27 protein-coding genes are annotated in these 26,263 nt (G+C 38.2%); 9 read left to right on the forward strand and 18 right to left on the reverse strand.

What is annotated here, in order from left to right:
• Positions 1-29 precede the first annotated feature (29 nt).
• Positions 30-947: a LysR substrate-binding domain-containing protein gene (locus tag F4V57_RS12240; protein WP_070070994.1), complete on the forward strand. Its 918-nt coding sequence runs from the start codon at positions 30-32 to the stop codon at positions 945-947.
• Between the two features lie 93 nt (positions 948-1,040).
• Here F4V57_RS12240 and F4V57_RS12245 read toward each other — a convergent pair whose 3' ends face one another.
• The 7 genes from F4V57_RS12245 to rpsP form a co-directional block, all read right to left on the reverse strand.
• On the reverse strand, positions 1,041-1,670 hold the full coding sequence (locus tag F4V57_RS12245) for a TetR/AcrR family transcriptional regulator (protein ID WP_070070995.1): 630 nt from the start codon (positions 1,668-1,670) through the stop codon (positions 1,041-1,043).
• 96 nt (positions 1,671-1,766) lie between these two features.
• Positions 1,767-2,534, reverse strand: a complete 768-nt coding sequence (locus F4V57_RS12250) for a sulfite exporter TauE/SafE family protein (protein ID WP_070071036.1) — start codon at positions 2,532-2,534, stop codon at positions 1,767-1,769.
• 26 nt (positions 2,535-2,560) lie between these two features.
• Entirely contained in the window at positions 2,561-3,457 is an 897-nt protein-coding gene (gene truB, locus F4V57_RS12255; RefSeq protein WP_070070996.1) for a tRNA pseudouridine(55) synthase TruB, read from the reverse strand.
• A gap of 78 nt (positions 3,458-3,535) precedes the next feature.
• Positions 3,536-3,910, reverse strand: coding sequence for a 50S ribosomal protein L19 (gene rplS, locus F4V57_RS12260; RefSeq protein ID WP_070070997.1), 375 nt, complete (start codon positions 3,908-3,910; stop codon positions 3,536-3,538).
• Positions 3,911-4,122: 212 nt separating this feature from the next.
• Positions 4,123-4,875, reverse strand: a complete 753-nt coding sequence (gene trmD, locus F4V57_RS12265; protein WP_070070998.1) for a tRNA (guanosine(37)-N1)-methyltransferase TrmD — start codon at positions 4,873-4,875, stop codon at positions 4,123-4,125.
• A gap of 37 nt (positions 4,876-4,912) precedes the next feature.
• The gene (gene rimM / locus F4V57_RS12270) at positions 4,913-5,467 is read right to left on the reverse strand and encodes a ribosome maturation factor RimM (protein ID WP_070070999.1); all 555 of its coding nucleotides are present in this window, start codon (positions 5,465-5,467) and stop codon (positions 4,913-4,915) included.
• Between the two features lie 3 nt (positions 5,468-5,470).
• Positions 5,471-5,722: a 30S ribosomal protein S16 gene (gene rpsP, locus F4V57_RS12275; RefSeq protein WP_070071037.1), complete on the reverse strand. Its 252-nt coding sequence runs from the start codon at positions 5,720-5,722 to the stop codon at positions 5,471-5,473.
• A gap of 158 nt (positions 5,723-5,880) precedes the next feature.
• Between rpsP and F4V57_RS12280 the strand changes: the two genes are divergently transcribed.
• The gene (locus tag F4V57_RS12280; protein ID WP_070071000.1) at positions 5,881-6,477 is read left to right on the forward strand and encodes a Uma2 family endonuclease; all 597 of its coding nucleotides are present in this window, start codon (positions 5,881-5,883) and stop codon (positions 6,475-6,477) included.
• Here F4V57_RS12280 and F4V57_RS12285 read toward each other — a convergent pair.
• The 8 genes from F4V57_RS12285 to ispH all read right to left on the reverse strand — a co-directional run bounded on the left by F4V57_RS12285 (position 6,474) and on the right by ispH (position 15,370).
• Positions 6,474-6,905, reverse strand: coding sequence for a type IV pilin protein (locus tag F4V57_RS12285; RefSeq protein ID WP_070071001.1), 432 nt, complete (start codon positions 6,903-6,905; stop codon positions 6,474-6,476). The genes F4V57_RS12280 and F4V57_RS12285 overlap by 4 nt on opposite strands.
• Before the next feature lie 23 nt (positions 6,906-6,928).
• On the reverse strand, positions 6,929-7,441 hold the full coding sequence (locus F4V57_RS12290; protein ID WP_070071038.1) for a type IV pilin protein: 513 nt from the start codon (positions 7,439-7,441) through the stop codon (positions 6,929-6,931).
• 16 nt (positions 7,442-7,457) lie between these two features.
• The gene (locus tag F4V57_RS12295; protein ID WP_070071002.1) at positions 7,458-11,549 is read right to left on the reverse strand and encodes a pilus assembly protein; all 4,092 of its coding nucleotides are present in this window, start codon (positions 11,547-11,549) and stop codon (positions 7,458-7,460) included.
• A 16-nt stretch (positions 11,550-11,565) separates the two neighbouring features.
• A complete protein-coding gene (locus F4V57_RS12300) occupies positions 11,566-12,330 on the reverse strand; it encodes a pilus assembly protein PilX (RefSeq protein WP_081409290.1) in 765 nt (254 codons plus the stop codon).
• Positions 12,331-12,343: 13 nt separating this feature from the next.
• Positions 12,344-13,285, reverse strand: coding sequence for a PilW family protein (locus tag F4V57_RS12305; RefSeq protein WP_070071003.1), 942 nt, complete (start codon positions 13,283-13,285; stop codon positions 12,344-12,346).
• Complete coding sequence (pilV, locus tag F4V57_RS12310; RefSeq protein ID WP_228268232.1) at positions 13,285-13,794, reverse strand: type IV pilus modification protein PilV; 510 nt, start codon at positions 13,792-13,794, stop codon at positions 13,285-13,287. The genes F4V57_RS12305 and pilV overlap by 1 nt, the downstream gene beginning before the upstream one ends.
• Complete coding sequence (locus F4V57_RS12315) at positions 13,788-14,219, reverse strand: GspH/FimT family pseudopilin (RefSeq protein WP_070071005.1); 432 nt, start codon at positions 14,217-14,219, stop codon at positions 13,788-13,790. Before F4V57_RS12315 ends, pilV begins: the two co-directional genes overlap by 7 nt.
• A 197-nt stretch (positions 14,220-14,416) precedes the next feature.
• Positions 14,417-15,370 (reverse strand): 4-hydroxy-3-methylbut-2-enyl diphosphate reductase, encoded by a 954-nt coding sequence (ispH, locus tag F4V57_RS12320; RefSeq protein ID WP_070071006.1) that lies wholly within the window; start codon positions 15,368-15,370, stop codon positions 14,417-14,419.
• 108 nt (positions 15,371-15,478) lie between these two features.
• On the opposite strand from ispH, the gene gmk reads away from it, so the two are divergent.
• From gmk to bfr, 6 genes are all read left to right on the forward strand, one after another.
• On the forward strand, positions 15,479-16,108 hold the full coding sequence (gene gmk / locus F4V57_RS12325) for a guanylate kinase (protein WP_070071007.1): 630 nt from the start codon (positions 15,479-15,481) through the stop codon (positions 16,106-16,108).
• Positions 16,109-16,193: 85 nt separating this feature from the next.
• Positions 16,194-16,472 (forward strand): DNA-directed RNA polymerase subunit omega, encoded by a 279-nt coding sequence (rpoZ, locus tag F4V57_RS12330; protein ID WP_070071008.1) that lies wholly within the window; start codon positions 16,194-16,196, stop codon positions 16,470-16,472.
• Between the two features lie 173 nt (positions 16,473-16,645).
• Positions 16,646-18,748, forward strand: coding sequence for a RelA/SpoT family protein (locus F4V57_RS12335; protein WP_070071009.1), 2,103 nt, complete (start codon positions 16,646-16,648; stop codon positions 18,746-18,748).
• A 38-nt stretch (positions 18,749-18,786) separates the two neighbouring features.
• Entirely contained in the window at positions 18,787-19,170 is a 384-nt protein-coding gene (locus F4V57_RS12340) for a RidA family protein (RefSeq protein ID WP_070071010.1), read from the forward strand.
• 307 nt (positions 19,171-19,477) lie between these two features.
• Entirely contained in the window at positions 19,478-19,672 is a 195-nt protein-coding gene (locus F4V57_RS12345) for a bacterioferritin-associated ferredoxin (RefSeq protein ID WP_070071011.1), read from the forward strand.
• Between the two features lie 202 nt (positions 19,673-19,874).
• Complete coding sequence (gene bfr / locus F4V57_RS12350; RefSeq protein WP_070071012.1) at positions 19,875-20,348, forward strand: heteropolymeric bacterioferritin subunit Bfr; 474 nt, start codon at positions 19,875-19,877, stop codon at positions 20,346-20,348.
• A 37-nt stretch (positions 20,349-20,385) separates the two neighbouring features.
• Here bfr and F4V57_RS12355 read toward each other — a convergent pair whose 3' ends face one another.
• Entirely contained in the window at positions 20,386-21,918 is a 1,533-nt protein-coding gene (locus tag F4V57_RS12355) for a PglL family O-oligosaccharyltransferase (protein ID WP_141729294.1), read from the reverse strand.
• Between the two features lie 206 nt (positions 21,919-22,124).
• A complete protein-coding gene (locus F4V57_RS12360; RefSeq protein WP_070071014.1) occupies positions 22,125-22,613 on the reverse strand; it encodes a methylated-DNA--[protein]-cysteine S-methyltransferase in 489 nt (162 codons plus the stop codon).
• Between the two features lie 144 nt (positions 22,614-22,757).
• On the opposite strand from F4V57_RS12360, the gene F4V57_RS12365 reads away from it, so the two are divergent.
• Positions 22,758-24,035, forward strand: coding sequence for an MFS transporter (locus tag F4V57_RS12365; RefSeq protein WP_070071015.1), 1,278 nt, complete (start codon positions 22,758-22,760; stop codon positions 24,033-24,035).
• A gap of 86 nt (positions 24,036-24,121) precedes the next feature.
• Here the strand turns inward: F4V57_RS12365 and F4V57_RS12370 are convergent, their stop codons facing one another.
• Positions 24,122-26,185 (reverse strand): TonB-dependent receptor domain-containing protein, encoded by a 2,064-nt coding sequence (locus tag F4V57_RS12370; RefSeq protein ID WP_070071016.1) that lies wholly within the window; start codon positions 26,183-26,185, stop codon positions 24,122-24,124.
• Positions 26,186-26,263: the final 78 nt, after the last annotated feature.

Raw genomic sequence — 26,263 nt, forward strand, 5'->3', positions numbered from 1 at the left:
AAATATTTTTTATATATAGTTCGGAAATCATGAATAATTTAAATAAAATTCCAACAAATTTAGACTTAGATGCCTTACGTGCTTTTGTAAAAGGGATTGAGTTAGGCAGTTTCCAACTTGCTGCACAACAGTTATGTCGTTCTCCGGCTGCAATTAGTGCTCAATTAAAGAAACTTGAACAACAAACCCAGTGTCAATTATTACGTAAAAGTGGTCGGGGTTTGGTATTAACTGCATATGGTGAAGTTTTATTAAGTACAGTAAAACAAATGTTAAAACTTAATGATCAAATTCTTGTGACATTAAACCAAAATCAGCAATACGGAAAAATTCGCTTTGGCTTACAAGAAGATTTTGGCGAAAGTATTTTACAAGCTTTAATTGCCAGATTTATACAGCTTCATCCAAATATACAATTTCAGATTGAAGTTGACCGCAATCAGCGATTAATTGAAAAAATACAACGGCATGAATTAGATCTGGCACTCATATGGAGTCAGTCACAGCAGCAAGAATACTTTACGCCACTTACGACGATGCAAACACAATGGCTATATTGTGAAGCATCACACATTGAGATGCTGTTAGAAAAACGACAATCCATTCCACTGGTAACTTTACAACACCCATGTCTATTACGGGAAATGGCAATAAAAAAGTTGGATCAACAGGGTTTACAGTGGCATATCGCATATGAATGTAATTCTGTACATGCATTATGGGCAGCATTACGTGCAGGGATAGGGATTAGTTTACGTGCTTTATTATCTGTACCTGAGGACATTCAGGTGCTAAAGCTGGACAGTTTACCTCTGCTTGATGATATGACATTTGGTATGTATAAAACTAATAGTGAACCAAATACTTTATTAAACCAGTTTGAGCAGTATGTAATAAAAAATATAGAGCGTAAATCTTCATTTAATTCAAGTTTTATACTTCATTAAAAAATATCCCTGTACACGACAAAAAACCTGAATATGATATTGCCCATATTTCGTTTTTTAGTGTACAGGAACGGATATTATTAACTTTTGAAATTACAGTGTTTCACTATCCCAGAAATTATCTGTATTAATTTGTATTTTTGGAAAAATTAATGCTTGATTGATATATAAATTAATGAGTTTTTTTCGCGAACCAATTGAACGCTGATAATAACTAGAATTCAACAATAAACAAGCGCCAAAAGTCAATGACCAGACATAGGATGAATAATCACGAATAGAAATATCATAATTTACTTGCTTTAAATATGCTTCAACCATATCTCTAATCGCCAAAATACGTTGTTGGCGAATTTGATACAAGTGTTCAAAATCCAAACTGGTCTGAGATGCCGTCATGGTTAACTGCTCTTCAATTTGATGCAGAATAATGGTTTTTTTCGGCATCAATAGGTGGTAAAGCATGTAACGTGGAACATATTCATTAATATCCTGATGATATTGCTGCGAAAGCTCCAATACTTTCTGTTCATTATCAATAACAAGATGCATCAATAGTTCATTTTTACTGGCAAAATGTTTATATAAGGTTCCCTTTGCCAGATCTAATTCTTTGGCAATTTCATCCAGCGTAAAATTCTGGTTTTCTAATAATAATGTTTCTGCAACTGCAATAATTTGTTGCTCTCTTTCCTTAAATTGTTCCTGACGTTGTGATTTCATCGTAAGCCAATCAATCAAATCCAAAACAACACTATACTATGTTTTTCCATGAAAAAGGATTGACCAATCGTCTTAAAACCCTGAATAAATATACATTCAAGTTAAAAATGTTTGCCAGACCAAACGTCCGATCAAAATTACCAATAGCAGCAAAAATAATTTGCGAATAAAAGCTGTACCATAATGGAATGCCATTCTGACACCAATAATCGCACCGACAATATTGGCCATTGCCATGATTAAACCAATTTGCAGCAAAATATGCCCTGAAGGAATAAAAAAACTTAAGGCAGCAATATTAGTAGTGAGATTGGCAATCTTGGCCAATGCAGAAGCATTTAAAAAATCAAAATTCAAATAGCGAATAAAAAAGAAAATAAAAAAACTACCTGTGCCGGGACCAAAAATTCCATCATAAAAACCGATACTTGCAGCGCCTAAAATCGCAAGGATTGCAGTTTTTTTCGACCAGACAAAATGCTGATGTAACTGCCCAAACTGTTTTTGTTTAAAGGTATAAATGGCTATCGCAATTAACATCACCAAAACAATCGGACGTAAAATATCCTGTGGAATCAGACTGACACTATGCGCGCCAATCCAGGAAAAAATTCCAGCAAAAAGTGCCACAATCACAATCAGTTTATAATTAAACACCACACGGCGAGCATAATTTAAAGCAGCAGAAGCTGTACCACAAATTGATGCCAGTTTATTGGTACCGAAGATTGTTGCTGCGGATGTCGTTGGATAAAAATTCATTAATGCAGGAATCTGAATAAGACCGCCACCGCCCACAGCAGCATCAATTAATCCTGCAAAAAAAGCAAACCCGACTAATGCAACAATTGTAAATGGTTCCAACACAATTCCCCAACATCATCCATTTTCTATAAATTTAACAATCTTTGTGGTATCAATCGTCCGTGTGCATTTATTTTTGCCAATCCCAGACATCGCCCCTGAAAGAACACCAATATAGCATCACACGCTGCATGATCGACCGTACTTTCCTGACCATTACAAAAATATTTAAGACGTGGTTCTGGTAACTCAAGACAAGGTAATTGTGCCACAGGAGCAATTACTGGCAATAATAAGGCATCACGTTGTTCACGATTTAAGCTTTCCAGATATTCAATTGTATATTCGGGAATAAGCTGAAAATGTCCGGTCTGAATACGATGTAGTGCGCTTAAATGACCAAAAGTTCCCAATGCTTTGGCAATATCTTCACCCAATACCCGAATATAAGTGCCTTTCGAGCAAAGGATATCCAGTGTCAAACTATTTTCTGTATGCTCAATTAAATTAATTTGCTGAATATAAATCGGTCGTGCTGCACGATCAATCTCTATGCCCTGCCTTGCCAACTCATATAAAGGACGACCATCCTTTTTTAAAGCAGAATACATAGGTGGAATCTGCATTGTTTCGCCTAAAAAACCACGTAATACGGATTGCAGTAATTCTTCTGTTAACGGAGGAATAGATGCTTGTTGAAAAATTTCACCTTCAACATCACCTGTCGTTGTACTATTCCCAAGCTGGATCGTCGTTTGATAACGTTTATTGGCATCTAACAAATAATGTGAAAATTTAGTCGCCTCACCCAGACAAATCGGTAATAACCCTGTAGCCAAAGGATCCAGTGCACCCGTGTGTCCTGCTTTATTGGCCTGATATAACCAGCGCACTTTTTGTAAAGCTGCGTTAGAACTAATACCCAAAGGTTTATTGAGTAAAAATACGCCGTGAATTTGACGTTTGGATGATTTTGCCGCCATAATCTAATCTATGCTTGAGTCATTATTCAAAAAAAATGCGCCACAATTGCGGCGCATTTTATCACTGTAAAACCGAAATTAAGCTTCAGTTTTACGAGCAGGTAATTTTTCACGAATACGTGCAGACTTACCAGAACGTTCACGTAGATAGTAAAGTTTCGCACGGCGAACATCACCACGACGTTTCACTTCAATTTTAGCAACAATCGGTGAATGTGTCTGGAATACACGTTCAACACCAACACCACTAGAAATTTTACGAACAGTAAAAGCAGAGTTTAAGCCACGATTTTTCTTCGCAATAACCACACCTTCAAATGCCTGAAGACGTTCACGGTCACCTTCTTTAACTTTCACTTGAACAATCACTGTATCACCTGGAGCAAATGCTGGGATATCAGTTTTCAATTGAGCGTTTTCAATGACTTGAATTAAAGGATGTTTGCCACTCATTGTGGGAATCTCCAATGTGCGAAAGATGAATTTTCGCTGGTGATAGAGGCTAAAACGCATATCAACCCGTTTATATTTCCCCCAAATCACAACATGCAATTTGGGACACTATAATGAAACTGTATCAAATATTGCCATTCAATCTCCTCTGCTTGCCAAACAGCGCAATCAAGAGAAAATGTCTTCCCCTCATGAGGAGAAATTGAGAAGGATTATAATTTTCTAACAGTTTCCAAATCTTTTAGCCATTTTATTTGCTGCTTGCTCAACACCACCTTTTCCACCAATTCAGGTCGGCGATCAAGTGTACGCTGATATCGCTGCAAAAACCGCCATTTTTCAATATTTGCATGATGTCCTGATTTTAAAACTTCAGGAACATCCAAACCCTCAAAATGATCTGGCTTGGTATATTGCGGACAATCCAGAAGACCATCAACAAAAGAATCTTGCACATGTGATTGTTCATCAGACATTACATTCGGTAATCGCCGAATGATACTGTCGAGTAACACCATGGCAGGCAGTTCACCACCAGATAAGACATAATCTCCAATTGACCATTCCTGATCAACATATTGCTGGATCAAACGCTCATCAACACCTTCATAACGCCCACATAGTACAATTAATCCATCATAATCAAGAAAGTTTTGTACTGCAGGTTCATTAAGTGCTTTTCCTTGTGGTGACATATACACCACAGGGACATGAACACAGCCTGCTTGCATTGCAAGTTTTTTGGCATGATGAACGGCTTTCGCTAAAGGTTCTGCCATCATCACCATACCGGGACCACCACCGAAAGGACGTTCGTCAACTCGTTTGTAGTTACCTTCAGCAAAATCACGTGGATTAATACAAGTTACTTGTACCATGTCACGTTTTGCCGCGCGCCCACTGATACCATAGTGTGTAATCGCATCAAACATTTCGGGAAATAACGTAATAACTGCAAAAAACATCGCAGATTCTTCCTCTTTCCCTTAATTAATCGGCTGATTAATAATCTACGCCCCAATTGACGTAAATGCGATTATTTTCGATATCAACACGCTGAACCACCTCTTTATGCCAAGGAATCATACGCTCCTCAGAATCAACGCTGTCAGATGTGGCGCGTACCACCATGACATCGTTGGCTCCAGTTTCAAACAGTTCATGAATTTTTCCAAGATTGATTTCCTGTTCAGCATCATCCAATCCGATTACGGTTAAACCTTTCAGGTCTGACCAGTAATATTCATCTATTCCTGCTTGTGGCAATTGCGATTTCGCAATCCAGATTTCGGCACCGATGAGTTGCTCTGCTGCAGTGCGATCATTCACACCTTTTAGGCTCACAACCAAACCTTTACCTTGTGATTTCCAGCGTTTTACATCAACTGTTTGCCAGCCTGCCTTGGTTTGAATATACCAAGGTAAGTAGTCAAACATATTACTCATTGGATCTGTATTGGAGTAGACCCAAAGCCAGCCATTCAAACCATACGGCGAACGTAACTGTCCAATCTGAATACGATCTTCTGGCACATTCTGCATGGATGTCTGACTCATGTATTAAACAGCTGCTTTTTGAACTTGTTTTGCCAATGCAGCAACACGATCAGATGCTTGCGCACCTTGTGCAACCCAGTGATCAAAACGTACTGTATCTAAACGAACTTTTTCCGCCTGACCTTGTGCAGTCGGGTTAAAGAAACCGATACGTTCGATGAAACGACCATCACGTGCATTACGGCTGTCAGTTACAACGATTTGATAAAATGGACGTTTTTTTGCGCCACCACGAGTTAAACGAATAACTACCATGAGAAAAACCTTATAATTTTTACGGATTATCCCTGCACCGACCATCGGCAACATTTCAAACCCCTTTCATAGAGGGCGGTATTTTACGTTAAATTTTAGACAAAAGAAAGAATAAATGTTTATACTCGAAGCATCAGTTCAATGATTGAGATACGATTATGGCGAATCTTGCATCACATTTAAAAATATCAGAACAAGACTACCTTACTGGCGAGCTACATAGCGATTTCAAACATGAATATATTGATGGCGAAGTCTTTGCCATGGTGGGTGCAACTGCCAATCATAATACACTTGCATTCAATATATTACTTGTGCTGGGAAATCACCTAAAAGGAAAATCTTGTCGCCCCTTTACTTCTGATATGAAAGTCAAAATTGGCACAAAGTATTTTTATCCTGACGTACTGGTCGATTGCTCAAACATGTCTGGACAAGACAGCTTTACCCAGACGCCAATATTGATTGTAGAAGTCCTATCCAAAAGTACGCAGCAATATGACAAAACACTAAAACTTAAAAACTATTTAACAATTGAAACATTATTGGAATACGTTTTGATCGAACAAGATAAAGCAGAAATACAGGTTTTACGCAGAACACACGGTTGGCAACCAAATTATTACTTTTTGGGTGATGATGTCACCTTTGAATCAGTCGGTTTAACCGTATCTGTTGAAGAGCTTTATGATCGTATCCAAAATGAAGATGTTAAAGAATGGCTTGAACAAAAAACCCAAGCCGATGAGGATTAATTGCCTTCCCAATTTGATGAAGATGATAACGCACAAGCAGTGGCGCCTTTCGCCCAATATTTTTGTCCATCTTGGTTTAAGCAAACAATCCCATTGCCATTTTGAATACCTGCTTGTGGTGTAGCTGTAAGGATATAGCCTTGATTATCTTCATCAACATTTAAAGCCAGTACATAAAAAGCGGATCCTGTTGTTGGATAATTAGCAGTTGCGCCGGCTGTAGCCAAAGTCACATCACTATAATTATGATTAATTACATGATAACTCTGTAATCTTTGCGAAATTCTCATCATCTCGGTCTGAATATCTGCACGATTCGTTCGGATTTTATATTGTGTATAAGATGGATAAGCAATTACTGCCAAAATACCAATAATTGCAACAACAATCATAAGTTCAATCAGAGTAATGCCTGTTTGCTTTTTCATACTGAAATAAATTCCACTTCATTTTACCAAGATGCTGTGCTACTGCCACAGCCTGTATAAGCACTAATATCTGTTAAATCCGCATCACTATAATACGTTGTCTTACAACGTACTCCTGTACTGGTTAACAGCATGGCATCATATTGAGTACTTTTAGGAATAGCATTGATCGCCCACTTTTGCCCCAAACCATCATTATTCGTTGCTAATAAACTGCCATCGTTATTGCCACTGCTGACATCTGCCAAAGTAATTGTATAACGTTTGGTTACATCATCTTGTACAGGAAATTCAAAACTACTCACACCACTGGTCTTGCCATATAAATAATAAGGATCAAAGCCATGATATGAAAAGTTACGACTTTTATAATGTTCTAATTGATCCGCAAGACGTAGCATTTCTGCCTGAACTGCTGCTGCATGAGAACGTCGAATATAAGCCTGATAGGATGGAATAGCGACTACTGCAAAAATCGCTACAATAATCACGACCAGCATCAATTCTACTAAAGTAAACCCACGTATAGAGGACATCGTCATCATGCCCCCCTTACTCAACCACACTTTGGTTAAACCAGCGTAACGGTTTAAATTGTTTAATTTGCGTGTAAGTACTATTAGATGTCCCGGATGTATTTGTGGATGTTGAAACGTTCAGAATACCAGATACAGTACTTGAACCATTGCTATAAGTTGCTGCATTCAGTTTTTGAATCCCGTCACCCATTTTAGTAAACACGATACCGCCTGATGTTGCACCAGAACAAATACCATAGGGCAAACAAAATTGCGCTGATGTGGTGACTCCGGTAATTCCACCTGTACAAGTCGTTGGCTGATTACTGGAACTTTCTTCCGGATTATATAAAGACACATATAGATCAGAATAATTTCCACCTGATGCCAATGCAACATAAGGACCCAATGCTTTTACTGTACCATTACTATAGCTAGTTGAAGTTCCTGTATTGGTTAATTCATAGTACCAGCCTGCTTTAGTTTTATTGGTAAATGCTGTTGTCGCAGCAGTTCCTAAACCGGAAAAAGCAACTAAATTAGATTCAGCCGCATTTTGCAGAGTTTTAGTATAACTACTACTATATAAACTATTTGAAGTTACATCATGATCGAACAATACATATAAGCGATTATTATACGTATTCGTTTCATCTAGTGGACGGCTACGATTACCTGATGCCAAAGCAATCGCTGCAAAACGACCATTACTATCTGTATGAATAGTAAACGTTGGCATTTCATAAAAACGTTGATATTGACTGCTAAAATCTGCCAAGCGAGTTAATTCAGCAAAACTTACCTTAGCAGTCCCATAAGTATTATTTAAATCGACCCGCCAAACTTGTCCACCTAAATCGCCAAAATACAAATGATCTGCCAAACCATCATTATTACGATCTTCTGCCTTAATCTGACTAACAACACTATATTGCATATTTGGGCTTTTAATCTCACCGGCAGCCGTACTACTAGAACCAAATCGGGCATCCCAGATCAGTTCACCGGTTTCGGCATCAAAGATATAAACACCAGCGCCTTTGTTTGAAGTATTGGTTGTAGTTGTACTCGTTGTAGTGGTGGTAACAACTGAAGTCGTTGTTTCCACTGTTGTAACAATTTGATTGTAAGTTGATGTTGTTGTAGTTTTTAGATAACAACTGCGACGTCCTCCACCCTGACAACTATTAGAATTCGCATTGGAATAACTAATTTTCGTTTCTGTGATTGGTGTTGTTGCTACAGTCGTTACTGTAGTCTCCGTTGTGGTCGTAGTGGTATTACCACTGATCGATGTTGTTGTTACAGGATCACTGGTTGATGTTGTCGTTGATGTCGAACTTGTTGCAGTTGTAGTACCAGCACCTGTATTAGAAGTAACATAACTGGTTGTAGTAGTTGAGGTTGGAGTTGTAGTTGTAGTAGTTGAGCCAGTAGTAGTGGTTACCACTGGATCACTTGTTTGCGTTGATGTTGTGGTTGTAGTCCCTAAAGATTTCTGTGGCACATATCCCGTATCTTCATAGGCAGTATCATAACCGCCACCGACAATCATTACCTTACGGATTTCATTGTTATAACGAATTTTTGCCAGTGTCGGTTTCGACCAACTTTGCCCCATGGCTTGCAACGCAGCCTGTTGAGCGGTAGTCACTGTAACTGATGAGCTGGATTTAATTGTCCCATTGATAGGATCAATCTGGAATAGAAATTTGGGGTTAGTTGGATCAAGTACATTAATGCCATAATAACTATTTCCGCCCATACGCATACCGCCATAAATATTGGCAACTGTCGCGCTAAATGTATTGTTAGAGCCCGCAGCATATTCAGTCCAGACATTCCATGGCGCATCTAAACCTGAATAAGGTAATGTTGTTGATCTAACAGTATTGTCCTGATTAAGCAAAGCATCCCGACGACCGCCTGTAGACGTAGTTGTCGTACCATCAGTCGTCGTACTGTCTTGTAAAATTTCATTTGGCAAGAATGCAAAAACTTCCTTACCTGTCGATTGGTTCACCATATGCAAAATACCTTGCATAGAACCGAACACCACATAATCACTACGATCGGTATACGTACCTGAATCACTATCATAGGTACCAGACAACGTGACCAAAATTGGGTCGGAATGGACAATCGCACCCATTTGGGAGCCTGTAGATAAACTACTCACGTCACTGAACTGCGTCCATGTTTTTATTGCTGTATAACCAGTTAATGTATTTTTAAGTAATTGATATCCCAATGCTGACAATAAATAGGGTTGATACTTATTGGCCCGCCAATAAGTTGAGCTATCACTCGAACTATAGTTTGTATCAGCCGTATCCGTATAACTTGCAGTGAGTACATTTGCTGTAGTAAGTTTGGTCAGACTATTTGCAGCACTAAGTTTTCCACTGGTAATACTGGCATCAATCCACAATGGTCTTGTTGTTACATTCGCTGCTGTTGTCTGCGAAGATGCATCCGGTGTAATCAAACGTGAAAGTGATCCCCCCAACAATGCAGAACTACCATCAGAGCTACTTCCGGCATTCCAAAAATCATGTGTTGATGAAACAACCTGACTATCATCATCCAGTAAAGTTGTGCCTGTGCTGTCTTTAATAACACCGGAAACAATCTGGTATTTTTTTAAATTACCCAGCCAAAGTTGTTTGGTAGAATTACCGGCACTGATATTTGGTTGGAACTGTGGAGCAAATACAGGATAGACCGTATCACCACTATTGGTATATGAATATGAACTATCCGTATCAAATGGATCTTTAGGGACAACATAAGTACCAAAACTAGCCGCATCAAAAGATGTTGTTTGTAGCTGGGACACGAAATCAGACATTGCCGTTGCAATCCCGGCTGTATCATTAGCCACAGTAAAACCGGAAGTTGTTGTTAAGCCAGTCACAGAAGTCGGATTATCATAATCATCCAGACTTCCATTCATTCCAATATAACCCCATTTACGAATTTCTTTAGCAACCAACCAATTGGTTGTATTGTTTTTAAAGTCTGCACCAAAACCAACCACGTAGGTATAAATGCGTTTATCAAGAGGTGTTGCAGTTAATGCTGTCTTATTCACTAAACGTTGGGCAAAATTTCCAATACAGGTTAAGGCACTACGATCTTCTAAATTAGAATTATCCTGGCTATTTGAAAATGGCGTATAAGCTCCAGCCTTATTGGTCTGATTACCAGTAGTATAATAAACCGTATTAAGCAAAGAACTATCACAACTAAAAGTACTGTCGTAGCTCGATTGCGATAAAGAGTTTTGCAATAAAGGTAATGCTTGTGTTGGTGTGATCAGGGTTGGTGTACCATCGGTAAAATAGAAAATCCCCTGTGCTGAGCACTGTCGTGTGTCATCATCGGATATTTGTGCAGTAAGTGGTGGACTATAAACTGATCCTGATTTCGTGGTACTTTGTGAATAGTCAAAACCACTATTTTGGAAAGTGGATGAACTTGTCATATCATTGCCAATCGCAGTATTTCGTTTTCCTCCAGAAGATTGTGTTGTACTTGTACCAAGTGTAGTGGTGCCCAATAAATAAGCCGCAGTTTCGGCATATAAATTAACCGTTGGCGTTGTTGCGGAATAGTTAGGTTGTAACTGGCTGCTTGGACTAGACGTACTATATGTCATGGCTTTTAGAATTAAAGCACGCTGGGTAATTGTTCCACCGCTAATCGGATCCGTTACACTGGTTGACAGTGGACGAGCAGGAATAACGACTGCACCAGGACCGTAAACACTATTGGCAAACATTGAAAATCCGACAATGACATCATCATCTAAAGCGGTGACAGTATTACCATTATCATCTGTTCCACCATTTAAAATCAGGCTAATTGAACGTTCCATGACTGCACTACGTCGTTCATTACTATTGGGCCCAGCATCTTTATTGTTATACATACTCCATGATGTATCCAACATCAGCATAATAATGGTTTTACCCTGTACTGATGGATTCTGATAAATCTCCATATCACTGGCAGTCGTGATTTGAATCGGAACCAACCCTATACTCATAATGCTTGTAGCAATTGCGATTGCCAAAGACTTACGACAAAGTGCAGTATTTTTTATAAATTTTATCTTTTTCATGATAGCCACCTAAGCATTAACTACAACTGGTAATGGTCGAAGCATTAGCTGAACTAATGGTACAACTATCCAGTTTAAAATCTTGGACTTGTGAATTAAATGGAATATTTAAGCCCTTTAAACAACTTGACATCGTAGAAGCCGAACCACTTAATGGGCTCTCATTAGGACGTTTTAGGCAAGCTGTAATTTCAGCATCTGTTGCTGTAGAAAGTGCCGGAATAAAAGAATTAACGTACACACGGAATAACTTGGTATCCGTGACGTTGGAACTATCTGAATCTGTTCCAAGTGATGTAGAAGAGAATGGTGTGGTATCAACTGTAGATGTTATTGGATTGGCAATAATTGCAACTTGAGTCATCTGTGCTTTACGACTGCTGGCAAAATCTGTTGCCGTACTTAAACTACAAAAACCACCAGTACCACTTACAGTAATATCTGTTTGTGCCGAATTCCATGTTAATAAGCTTGTATTTGACGTGTTAAATAAACTTTCAGAAGTTTGACTTCTAAAACAAAATATCACTTCTTTACCTTGATTAAGCAAAGCATAACCCAATAGGCTGGTCGCTTTACCACTTGTACTGGAGAATCCACCTGAGCCTAAACGGTATAAAGGCGTATCAGAAGACTGGAATAACAATTGGTTTGCCTGTGTATTGGTGGCAATATTTAATGTTGTTAATCCTTGCCGAACAGCCAAAGTGCCCATGATGGTAATCATCAACAGTAAGATTAAAACTACAATTAAGGTGGAACCGTTTTGATGCTTTATCATAACTTTCGCTCCACTAAGAACAACTTTCTGTCGTTGATGAAGAGTCAGTGATGCATAGACCATTTCTTAATGCGATTGTCTGTTGTACAACTCGTCTTAAATATTTCGCAGTAGAATCTGTTGTTTTCACCGTTACAGATTGATCCAAAACCTGAAAAGTTTGAGTTTCACTGATTAGATTTTCCGAGCCAACACTTTCAGAAGAGCGTACCAACATGCCCAATTGTATGGAATTAATTCGGGTATCACTCCGGCTAGAAAGTGCCATATATTGAGCAAAATTCATATAACGAAATGCGCCATCATGATTTGCATTAGAAACACCAAGTAGTACATGAAAATGATCGACACGATGCAAAATAATTTGCCCTTTCCCCTCACCAAATTTTGTAGGTGAAATCACTGTTGCCTCACTACCTGAATAACTTCCAGCTTCACAAGCCAAAGCCAGTGGACTGTTTGGTTCTGTTGATGCACCATTATCATCTTTTCTTAAAAAATAACGCTGAATGATGTATTGCCCCGAATTGTATTTTTCACCTTCGCAGTTATAACCCGCTTGTGTCGCATAAAACTGAATAACCAATTGATCACTATTTTGTGCTGAAGCACTAACATTAACATTACTGGTATTTACTGAACTTTGTGACAATGGAATAGTAGACGTTATTGTTGTGGGTAAATTTGATGTTGATAAAACAATCCCACCATACGTGGTCGTATCAGTAATTATTGTGCTCGCTGCATCCAGATTGGCTAAACCAATATCTCTAAGCATATAATTTAGACCAAACACACCATTATTCTGAATATCAGCTATGCCCTTTTGCATATTTAAACTGCGCTGCCCGGTGATAAATAATTGAATTCCGGCTGCAACAATAATTAAGCCCAATGCAATCGCCACCATCAATTCAATTAAGGTAAAACCATATTGCTTATATTGTGTTTTCATCAATACAACTCCATCACTACACAGCTTGCCGTGGGTTGATAGGAACCGCCATTGGTACAATTGGTATCCGCTGTTCCATCTTGTGGCTGAGTTTTATTCCATGAAACATAAATACATTGCCTTGCGATCGTTCCAGACACTTGACAACTTGGCATGGCAATTTTCATACCCTGATCATTTGCACTGCTAATCACTTGCGCCGTATCATAATTTGCCATTTCTGCTGCTGTACAGGTTGTGCCATTTAAGCATGCTTTTGATGCGGAAGTTGTTTGTGTTGAAGCATTTAAATTCGCAAGATATGTTGAATATGCAGATCGATTCGCTCGAATACGTTCGGCTAGATCGCGTGCTAAACTCATTGCATTGACTTTTTGTAAAGCTTCATCGGTACTGGAAATTGCCCGTAACTGCAAAGCCGTAAAACCAAGCACTGCTATTGCCAAGACTAATAATGCAACCAGTATCTCCATCATTCCCACACCTTTCTGATTATGTTGCATTAGCATGTCCCATCTGCTGAGGGCATTGCATACACCACACCCATGACACTCAAAGAAAATGTTTTTGTTGTATTTGATCTGGAATTGCATATCACAAAATCTGTATCCGCAGTAACGGTCCCATTTTCATTAAAAGTAATAGAAGATAATCCACTTGGCGCCGTTAAAGTATTATTTGATTTCGGCGACCAGTAATAATGATTACTCGAGTTTTCAGAAGTAGAATTTAATGTCACAGTAACAGCAGTTCTTTTTAAAATTGCCTGACCACGTGCTTCAGTTAATGTAGCGATAAGCTCTTGAGTTGTCGCATTCAAATTTTGCTTGGCCATCAACGTGCTAAAAGAAGGTACAGCCATCATCATAATAATAGCCAGAACCGCAATCGTGACCATTAATTCAACTAAGGTAAATCCTGTATTTTTTTGCATCTTTGCACCCCTACCGCTTGGATACAAAGATAATACATTTGTCCATTAGGTAGAGGTCTTTTATGACCAAGGTGTTTTTTTTATAGATAAAGTGTCATGATAGGCGATTAAACCGTCATTACACTTTGAATTTAAACGGGTAGTAAAACAGCTTTTTTATTAAGTCAATCTGATAAAAATTTAAATCTCAACACACTCTAGTTCACTTCCGTAATTTTTATTCGTAACTCTTTAGGCAAACTAAATGTTATATGTTCTTCCCTTCCGGCCAGTTCTTCAGGAATTTTAGCACCCCAGTCCTGTAAACGATCAAGCACTTGTTTAATTAAAATTTCCGGCGCAGATGCCCCAGCAGTTACACCAATTTTGGCATGTGCAGAAAACCATTCCTGTTGTAATTCCTCTGCATTATCAATTAAAAATGCAGATTTACCCATACGCTCGGCTAACTCACGTAAACGATTGGAATTAGAGGAATTTGGTGAGCCTACGACCAAAACAACATCACATTGTTCTGCCAAATCACGTACAGCATCTTGACGGTTTTGTGTAGCATAACAAATATCATCCTTGCGCGGTCCATGAATATCTGGAAATTTATCACGCAAAGCTTCAATTACTTTCGAAGTATCATCAATGGATAAGGTTGTTTGAGTTACAAATGCCAACCGATCAGGATAATTTACATTTAATTGTTCGACATCTTGCTCATCTTCAACCAGATAAATATTCCCACCGTATCGGGTATCATATTGTCCCATCGTCCCTTCAACTTCAGGATGTCCATGATGTCCAATTAAAATGGCTTCTGTACCTTCACGAGAGTATTTAGTGACTTCAAAATGGACTTTAGTGACCAATGGACAGGTTGCATCAAATACTTTTAATTGACGACGCTCCGCTTCCTGTTGTACCGACTTCGACACACCATGCGCACTAAAAATCACAATCGAATCATCAGGCACCTGATCAAGCTCATCAACAAAAATTGCACCACGCTGTTTAAGATCATTAACCACAAATTTATTATGAACAACTTCATGACGCACATAAATCGGCGCACCAAAACATTCTAGTGCCCGGTTCACAATTGCTATGGCTCGATCCACGCCTGCGCAAAAACCACGGGGATTGGCTAAAAGAATTTCCATTGTTGCACCTGAACGATATGCTGACAAAATAAAAGGATTTGGGTTTTGTTTAGATCAACATTCTAATACAATCTAAACAGCATTACTGATGATACAGGAAATTTTTATATGTCGGGTTTACTTTTTGTGGTATCTGCTGCGTCAGGCACAGGAAAAACCTCTTTGGTCAAAGCACTACTGGATCGTACCACCAATTTACATGTTTCTGTATCACATACCACACGCTCACAACGTCCGGGAGAACTGGATGGCGTGCATTATCACTTTACCAATAAAGATAACTTTCTGGAATTGGTCGATAAAAATGGCTTTATCGAATATGCAGAGGTATTCGGTAATTTTTATGGCACATCGCAAGCCAAAGTTGAAGAGCAACTCAAGAAAGGCCATGATGTACTTTTGGAAATTGACTGGCAAGGCGCGGAACAGGTGCGCAAAATTTTTCCAGATTCCATTCAAATTTTTATTTTGCCACCAAGCCAGTTTGACTTGCGTCAACGCTTATCCAATCGTGGTACGGACAGCGTTGAAGTCATTGAACGCCGTTTAAATGGTGCCGTGATTGATATGCAACAATATGTGAATTTTGATTACGTTATCGTCAATGATTCATTTGATCGGGCTTTGCATGAACTAGAATCCATTATTACAGCCAACCGTCTAACCCTTGAACAACAAGCCAGAAAAAATGGTGAATTAATTCAGAAATTATTAACCCCTTCACAGAACTTACTTTGATATGAAACTGTGGTGCAATGCTTGAGAACGCGCATAAAAAACGCTACAATTACTGATTAATTTTTTGATCAAAATAAGGCTAAACATGGCACGTGTAACCGTTGAAGATTGCTTGGAACATGTCGATAACCGTTTTGAGTTGGTATTAGTTGCGAGTAAACGTGCTCGTCAATTGGCACGCCAAAACATTGAACCGACTGTTGACTGGGATAATGACAAATCTACGGTTGTTGCACTTCGTGAAATCGCTTTAGGTACTGTCACGAAAGATATCCTGAAACAACGTGATCAGGATTTACAACAATCTAATCTAGATTTGGCACTTTCCGCCAATAACCTGAATTTAGGTAATTTTAGTTTCTAATTTAGGTTTCCATCTCTGATAAACCTGTCTCTTAAAAGCAACAGGACATTTTTCCGTCCTGTTGTATCAAAAATAATACAATTTTGAGAGATTATAATTGACTTTCATTCCAATTTGTTTTTCATTATAAGTTAACCTTTTTCAGACAACCAACGCTTAGGATGAGTCTATTTATGCCAGGTGATGCAGTCAGCCATGCCAAGCAGCAGCTCAAAACAATGATTGAACCATATTTATCTACTCAACAAGTTGATAAAGTAATGGATGCAAGCAATTTTGCAGATGATGCACATAAGGGCGTGACACGCAAAAGTGGCGAACCTTATATCATTCATCCGATCGCTGTCGCCTGTATGCTGGCACGAATGCGCATGGACAAAGATACATTAATTGCCGCATTACTTCATGATGTGATTGAAGATACGCCTGTGAGCAAAGAAGATGTCAGTGCTCGTTTTAATCCAACTGTTGCCGATCTTGTTGATGGTGTAACAAAACTCACCAGCTCCAGTGATAAGCAATTTAATAAAGCAGCTTCATTCAGAAAATTTCTGCAAGCCACCTTACAAGATCCTCGTGTCATCATTATTAAATTATCTGATCGCTATCATAATATGACAACACTCGGTGCTTTACGCCCGGATAAACGCAAACGAATTGCTCAGGAAACATTTGATATTTACGTTCCTATGGCACGTTTGGTCGGTATGAACGAAATGGCCGACTGGCTTGAAAACCTGTGTTATCAGAATCTGGATCTGGATATGTATGCCAGTGTGCAACAGGCCTTACAGGAAACCAAACCTCGCCGCTGTGAATATCAGGCAACATGGGAAAAACATCTAAACACGCTATTAAAAGATCATCAACTTGAAGGTCGAATTAAAAAGAAAAATAATAATACAGAATTACTACGGCATTTTATTAAAAATGACATCAATTTACATCAGCTTACGCACAGCCATGCCTTTGATATCATCCTACGATCCGTGCAGGATTGCGATACGCTAGTTGACTTACTTAGACAAAATTTCACCACATTATCGTATACCGATCACATTCGTAAACCAATGCCAGGCGGTAATCAGGCACTACTATTGCATTTAAAAGGCGAAAAAACCTATCTATCCTTAACCATCCAGACAGAATTAATGCGTAAAGCTTCCCGTTTTGGGCTGGTACTGGGTGAGGCAGCACCACAAGCCTGTCGCTCTGCAATTCAAGCTTCACTATATAACTTAAATGACATCATTGATGATGAATGTGCAAAAACTACTTTTAGTGATTTACTGGATTATTTACATCAGGAAAAAATTGTAGCCTATACCCCACAAGGTCATTTACACGAATTACCCCGAGGTGCAACTGCTGTAGATTTTGCTTATGCAGCCAGTTTATTTTTAGGTAATCATGCAGTTGGCTGCAAAATCAATGGTGAACAGCAACCGCTTTCTACTGCTGTGCAAAACGGTCAAACAGTATTAATCATTACAGATGTACTTGCCACACCAAATCCAGATTGGCTTAGCTTTGTAAATACGCAAAAAGCTCGCCGCGCCATTCAAAATATCCTGAAAGATCAGGATCAAGATGAGCAAATTCTGATTGGTAAACAAGCGCTGAATCGGGCATTAAAACCTTTTGGAGGATCTGTTCAGCAATTGAATGATGAGGATTGGGAGCATATTTTAAGCTGGCGTCACCTAGCAGATAAAAATGCTCTATTTGAGCAAATCGCCGTAGGGGATCTAGTACCACAGCTGGTTGCTAACAAGCTTTATAATCATCAAGAAACAGAAAATGCCGAATCAGACACCCTAATTCAAGGTACTGAAGGTGTAGAAGTCAAATATGGGCATTGCTGTAATCCGGTTTTTGGCGATACCATTACTGGACATTTAACTCGCCGAGGATTGATTGTTCATCGTACACCTTGTCAAAATCTAATTCAGGAACAACGTTTACACCCTGAAAATATTATGCCGTTGTCTTGGCAAAATCAGGAGCAAGAAGCCGTCCGCTTCCACGCATATCTGGTCATTGACCAGACATTAAATGATGAACAAACAACGCAGGCCATTTATCAGGCACGTAAAAGTAATGCCGGTGTTGAGTCTGTACAGCACGAAGATCAGAAAACCTACTTCAACATTGTTGTGATTGACCGTAATCATATTGCACAAATTATTCGAGATTTGCGGATGATACTTAATTTTCCTCGCATTACTCGTTTACACATGCCTATTGCCACACACCACACGGCTAAAGTAAGCTAAGTTAATTTTTACATTTTAAATAAAGGAGAAATCCTATCATGTCTCGTCAAGTGATTCATACTGAACATGCTCCTGCTGCAATTGGCACCTACTCCCAAGCAATTTTGGTTGAAAATACATTATATCTTTCCGGACAAATTGGATTAGATCCTTATAGTATGGAGCTTGTTGAAGGGATTGAAGCGCAAATTCGCAGAGTATTTGATAATTTGAAAGCTGTATGTGTGGCCGCAGATGCCAGTCTTGAGGATATTACCAAATTAAATATCTACTTAACGGATTTATCGCATTTTCAGCTTGTCAATCAAATTATGGGAGAATATTTTGCACAGCCGTATCCTGCACGTGCAGCATTAGGCGTTGCTAGCTTACCAAAAGGTGCATTAGTCGAAATGGACGGTATAGTCTTTGTCAAAAAATAATTTTTGAATCTATTACCAACAGTCTAGTTGATATAAAAATCCGGAATGGGTTATTCCGGATTTTTTATTGATTAGACAAATTTAAAGCAAAACATAAATTAAAATAATATATATCAATAACCTAAAAATATTTTCTGCAAAAATACTTCTTTAAATATAAATATTGATTATCATTTTCCTATCGTGATTCAAAAAATGATCTTTTTTTCCTATCAATAAATATCAAAAAATCGATAATTTTATTTGACAAACGATAATAATTATCAATAATATTAATTATCCAATTTAATCTCGGGCTGACGATATTATGTATGTTTGCTTATGTCGTGGAATCACTGATCAAGACATTAAAGATGCCATGCAAAACGGTGCGCAAAGTTTTCGTGAAGTGCGAGATATGTTAGATCTAGGCACATGTTGTGGTCGTTGTGCTCCTGAAGCAAGAGCCATTATTTCAGAAGAACTAGCAGAGATCGCAGCAAGAATTTCTGTAGCAGCATAATTTTATTGACAAGATAACGATAATAACCACAAACAAGAACTACGATCAAACTTCTCCTCCCCGCTTCGACTCAAAGCGGGTTTTTCTTTTTTATCAAAGGTATATTCATTTCTATTCTCATTTGCTGTTCAAAAAAATACTCGCCTAATATCGATACAACACTTAAACTATTTGCCAATGGTATGATATTTCGGGGAATGGTATGCAAGGTAATAAACAAGTTATCCAGCAGCTTAATCAGGTCTTATTTCATGAGCTAACGGCAATTAATCAATATTTTTTACATTCCCGTATGTTTAATGACTGGGGAATTGAAAATCTAGGCAAAGCTGAATATAAAGAATCTATCCGTCAAATGAAACATGCGGATAGAATTATCGAACGTATTCTTTTTCTGGAAGGACTGCCTAACTTACAGCATTTGGGTAAATTGTATATTGGTCAGCACACACAAGAAGTTTTACAGTGTGACGTTCGTAAAGTAAAAGAAAACATTGAGTCAGTACAAGCAGGGATTAAACTTTCTGAACAAGAACTTGATTATGTTACCCGAGACTTACTCAAAGAAATTCTTGAAAAAGAAGAAGAATATCTAGATTGGGCAGATACTCAACTTGATCTTATTGAAAAAGTTAGCATTGAAAATTATATTCAAAGTCAGCTAGAAGATGATTAAACCCGCCTTGGATGGTATTTTTTATTTAAAGCTCTAATTATGAATTAGAGCTTTTTTCTTTTAAAGTATTTAATAAATCACTATAAGTATATTTTTTATTGTACATGGCGTTGATCTTGCCCAGTAACTCTATTGCACCCTGTTGATCGCCATTGTAAGCTAAAACTTGTGCGAATTTATACATATCATAATGTGTTAAATAGCACTGTACCACATGACGGTAATGTTCAATTTCAATCGGGCTTAAATGTGTTGCCGGCTTTAATCTTACCCATTGTGTACGGGTATCCAGTTTATCAAATAATGACCATGTTCTAAGTTGCCAGCTATGTGTACTTTGTCCTAAAGCCTTTGCCGGAGGCGTGGGCTGACTATAAAAATAACAGGTGCATGCCATAAAAATAATTCCGGCAATAAATCCTATACGTGGCACCCATCGAGATAATCGAATCTGATTTTTTGGTTGAGTTTGCTGTGCCAAAATGACACCGCTTAAACATGCCACTGGAATCAAATAATACGCATAATACAGTGGGTATTCGAGTAAGGCATGAATCAATACAGCGAACATCATTAGGATGGCACAACCAGCAGTTACAGTTTTTGCTTTTTGAAATAATATCAGCAAGAAAAAGAAAAAATAAACGATGATACAGCCACCCAGTAACAGACCGTTCCAGGCCAATAAATCAATTATGATATTATGCGAACTGGTGAGCCAAACATGCACCGGAAATTGACCGGCAACGGCATATTGTGCTGCTGTTGTTTGATACCAGCCATACCCTGTCCACGGTTGTTGTAATACGGCATGGAAAATCTGGTTCCACATCTCAAAACGTTCAAATCCTGAACCTGTCCGATCTGCCATTGAACGCATCTGAAATTTTGGCGTTGCTGCAATGTATTCAGCAACCAAATGATTTAAATATGGCAATATCCAGAAACATCCCATAAATAATGCAAACCATAGCAACATATAACGCCGTTGCAATCGAAAGCCACTGGATTTGGCTTTAACCAAGAGAAACAATACAATCACAATACTGGCCAGCCATGCAGTACGTGATAATGTCAAAGACATGGTAAATAACAACAATGCCCCCAGCAACACGGCCAAAATGGTTTTTATTTTATATTTTTCATAAAGATATAAAACAGATAACACACTCATGATCAGCGATGTTGCAAATAAATTAGGTTGTCCAATATTTGCATAAGGACGATCACTGACTAAATTAAGTACCAATCGAGTATGTAAATCCAAATGCAACCATTGAATAATCGCAACAATACAAGAAATAACGCCTGCAGCAATCATGGTTAAAGCAAAACAATACATAAAACCTTCTGAAGGTTTTGTATTTGGCGCTTTTGCTAGTGTCAGACTATAGCTGGTGGATAATGCAAACCATGTTGCACAAATAAATAAACTTGGTAAAACAGCATTTTGTAGAAAAAATACTTGTCCAAATAAAAACTGGATAATCGGAATAAATGCAATTACCAGTATAGGCAGTGCAATTTTAGGCGAATAAAGTGTTTTTTTCCAAAATAATACGATTGCCAAAATAATTGCAGCAAAAACCAATATTTCTGAAATAAAGCTAGGAATTGGTAAATACCGAAATGGATTAATAATTGCTAGGACAAAAAAAAACCAGCAAAACAGGCGATCACTTTTGACGGCATAGTAGGATAAACCGAAAACCTAAAATTTGCCAGATTTTAGCCGAATATGCCAATTCATGTCACGGAGTTCTTTGTATGCTTATGTCAAAAAACAACTTGTTGTTCAATATCTAATAAGATTTTTTTATTTTCCAAACCACCTGCAAATCCTGTGAGTTTACCATTCGTTCCAATGACCCGATGACAAGGTACAATAATAGAAATAGGATTTTTTCCAATTGCAGCACCAACCGCCCTCACTGCTTTCGGATGATCAATAAATTGTGCAATCTGTAAATAACTATAAGTTTCCCCAAATGGAATATTTTGCAGGGAATCCCATACTGTTTTTTGAAATACAGTTCCTTGTAACAAGAGCGGTAGATCAAATGTGTGACGTTTTCGATCAAAGTATTCTGTTAATTGATTTTGAGTTTTTTGCAATATGACATTGGGTTGTACATGTATTTTTTTTGCCTGTAATAACCATTTTGGCTGCTCATTTCCCCACAATATCCCAAGTAAATGCTGCGTACTGGCGTATAAATGCAATGCGCCAACTGGACTCGCTATAATTTGGTGATAAATTTCCATAAAATCATCCTTTTATACTTTAGTGATATTATCACATTTAATTCTTGCTATTTTATTATATCTTATATCTCCATCTTAGTATTCAGCTATTTTTTCTGTTATATCCATGATTTAATCTCAGAACAATTCATACAAGGAAGAGGCATGTCACAGCATACTGATGCTTTTGCGGCACTACGTTATCGAGATTTCTCTATTGTTACTGTTAATCAGTTTTGTCTGACTCTGGCGATTTTAATTCAGGAAGTCATTGTTTCATATTCTCTGTATCAAATTACCAAAGATCCGTTAACTTTGGGTTTAATTGGTTTGGCAGAAGCTATTCCTTTTATTACCCTGTCTTTATGGGGTGGTTATTTTGCAGATAAGTTTAATAAACAACGTATTATGCAATGCTGTTTATTTTTTTCCATTCCAATGCCAATGATTTTATGGGGATTATTTCATTGGCATGGATTGCACCAGATCAGTACAGATCAACTGGCATTGGGAATTTATGCAGTTATTTTTTGCCTAGGTACGATTCGGGGTTTCTATAATCCATCTGCAACATCGCTCAAACCATTTCTGATTCCTAAAGCACTGTATGCCAATGGCGCAACATGGACAACGATTGGCTGGCAAAGTGGTGTAATTCTGGGGCCTGTCTCAGGTGGTTTTATGCTGGCTTATTTAGGACGAGAAAATAGTTTTTTTATTGTCACTTGTCTGCTTATTATCAGCTTTATTTTAATTTCAAAACTAAGTAAACGTACTTTTCCAACAATTCAACATGATCATTTATGGCAAAGTTTAAGTGAAGGATTTCGCTTTATATTCAAAACCAAAATTGTATTGTGGGCGATTTCTCTTGATTTGGTTTCAGTGTTATTTGGTGGTGTGATCGCCCTTTTACCTATTTTTGCCAATGATATTCTCAAAATCGGTGCTGAAGGACTGGGCTTCTTGCGGGCTGCTCCATCCATTGGTGCTTTACTCACCATGATTGTCCTGACCAGATTTCCACCTACCCAACATGCCTGGCGCAATATGTTGTTGGCTGTGGCAGGGTTCGGTATTTTTACCATCATTTTTGCCTGCTCTAGACAAATGTGGCTATCATTATTTGCCCTAGCCATGACTGGAGCTTGTGACAGTATTTCCGTAGTGATTCGCCAGACGATTTTACAAATTTTTCCACCTGAAAATATGCGTGGCCGTGTGGCTGCAGTAAATGGTATGTTTGTATCCAGTAGTAATGAATTAGGGGCTTTTGAGTCTGGTCTGGCCGCCAAATATTTAGGTGCTGTTTATGCATCAATGCTTGGTGGTGGCGTAACTTTAGTTGTTATTCTAGTAAGTTGGGTCAAAACTTCAGATCTATTCAAGGTCAATATCACTGACTCTCCCCATGATTCATCCAATGATAAAAAATTATCCTGAACACTAAAATTAATCTGCTTTCCTATACAAAAAAGCCACATGATCACGAATAATCATGTGGCTTTACGCATCTAAACTGGTCAATTTTAGAAACGGAATCGAATACCCGCTGTAAAATTACGTCCCATTTGTGGAATAGTAGATAAGTATGATGCATGGTTATAATAGGTTTCATCCAGTAAATTTTTTGCCTGTAGATAAACCTGATAAGATAATTTTTTATTTAAACTTTTATCATAACTTACATCCAGATTAACCAGATTATAGGCATCAGTGACTTCTTCAAAATCTGCAATTTTGTTTTGTTTAAAGCCGTGAACATATTCTACACCACCATGAATACCGTCCAGAAAATCTGCATCAAAACGAATACCAGCACGTGTTGCAGGAATTCTTGGTAAGTTACCACCTTGATCAAGTTCAGCACGAACATGATCAGCAAATACTTTGGTGCTATACATTGGTGTAAATTGATATTTTACTTCAGCTTCAGCACCATAAAAGTTGACATCTGCCTGACGATATTGAATTAAACGGAAATTTTCATAATGTGCCAGTGTATGACCATAGATATAATCATCAACCTGATTATAGAAAGCATTTACTGCAAATGTTAGATCTCCATCAACTTTTCTTAAGCCAAGTTCAAGATTTTTAGATTTCTCTTTACCCAGATTTTGATCACCCAGTTCATAAGTGTTGGTTGCCAAATGGACACCATTGGCATAAAGTTCCTGAGCATTTGGTAAACGTTCAGCATAACTCAGGGATAATGAAGTGACATAATTTGGGATAAATTCCCAGGTCATAGCACCTGATGCAGAAAATGCTGTATCATCAAAATCCTTGTAATCAGACTCATCTGTATCTACAGTTTGTTTTTCAACACGACCTCCCAACTCAAAATGTAAGTCGTTCCATTGATAATGCTCAATCAGGAAAGCTGCCAGATTTTCCGTGGTTGATTTTGGCAAGAATTTTTCTTCGCCAATATTATCAAATTCAGAATGCGCATATTGCAAACCAAATACGCCTTCCCATCCAGCTAAAGGTTGGTGTACAAATTCCAGACGACCATCATACCCTTTATTTTTAAATGTAGTTGCTGCTTCACCATCCTCAATTTCCTGATGCTGATAATCCGTATAACTGGCTCTGGCACGAATTTTTTCAATACCTGAAAACGGCTGTAAATATTCTGCGCGTAAATCAACACGTTTGGATTTTAAGTCGACCCATGGTGCATTTTCATGTTCGTGATCATGATCGTGTCCACTTTCATCATCATGTGCCCCACAATGCAAACTTAGATCATGTAAATGGCAACTTTCATATTCATGGCTATGTCCCGGCAAAGCATATTTATCCTGACGATCAGTATATGCCAGACCAACATAACCCTTTTCACCAATCCATGATAATCCAATACTGGCATTCTGGCCTTTATTCCATGTACCATCTACCCGTTTCTCTTTTTCTCCTTCATGACTATAACCACTGACCTGATAATTATCAGCTTCTCGATGATCACCTTCCAGACGTAAAGCAAACTGGTCGCCTAAGCCTACAGTAATACCAGCTGCGCCCAGTTTTTCATTAGTATTGGTATTACCTCTTAAATGAACTTCACCTTCCACACCATTTTCTGGCATACGGGTTGGAATTTTTTCATCCAATACATTCACTACACCACCAATGGCTCCACCACCATATAATAATGTAGATGGACCACGTAATACTTCTATTCGTGTTGCTAATACTGGATCAACCGTTGCAGCATGATCAGGTGAAATCTGAGAGGCATCCATTGTTTCGGAAGAATCTGTTAAGACTTTGACACGTGGTGCAGTTTGTCCACGAATTACAGGGCGGCTAGCCCCAGGACCAAAATTATCACTATTAATACCTGGTTTACCGTTAAGTGCATCCCCCAGTGTTGCAGATCCTTGACTAAGTTGTTCTTTTTCCACCACATTAACTGCATTCGCAAAATCATTTTGATTGGGATTAAGTGGATGTGCGGTTACCGTGATGGCTTGTAGTTGATGTACTTTCGTTACCTGTTGTGATATCTCATCGTTGGCAATACTAAATGTTGAAAACAATGTACTTGCAACCGCAATCCACAATGTATTTTGTTTAAATTGCATGTCTATCCCCAAAAATATAATTTTGTTATGTTATAACATTTTTATAAAAGTGCAAGAATTTTCAAGCAAGATAGACCA

It is taken from the genome of Acinetobacter qingfengensis, from assembly GCF_008693185.1.
In the GTDB taxonomy this organism is placed as follows: domain Bacteria; phylum Pseudomonadota; class Gammaproteobacteria; order Pseudomonadales; family Moraxellaceae; genus Acinetobacter; species Acinetobacter qingfengensis.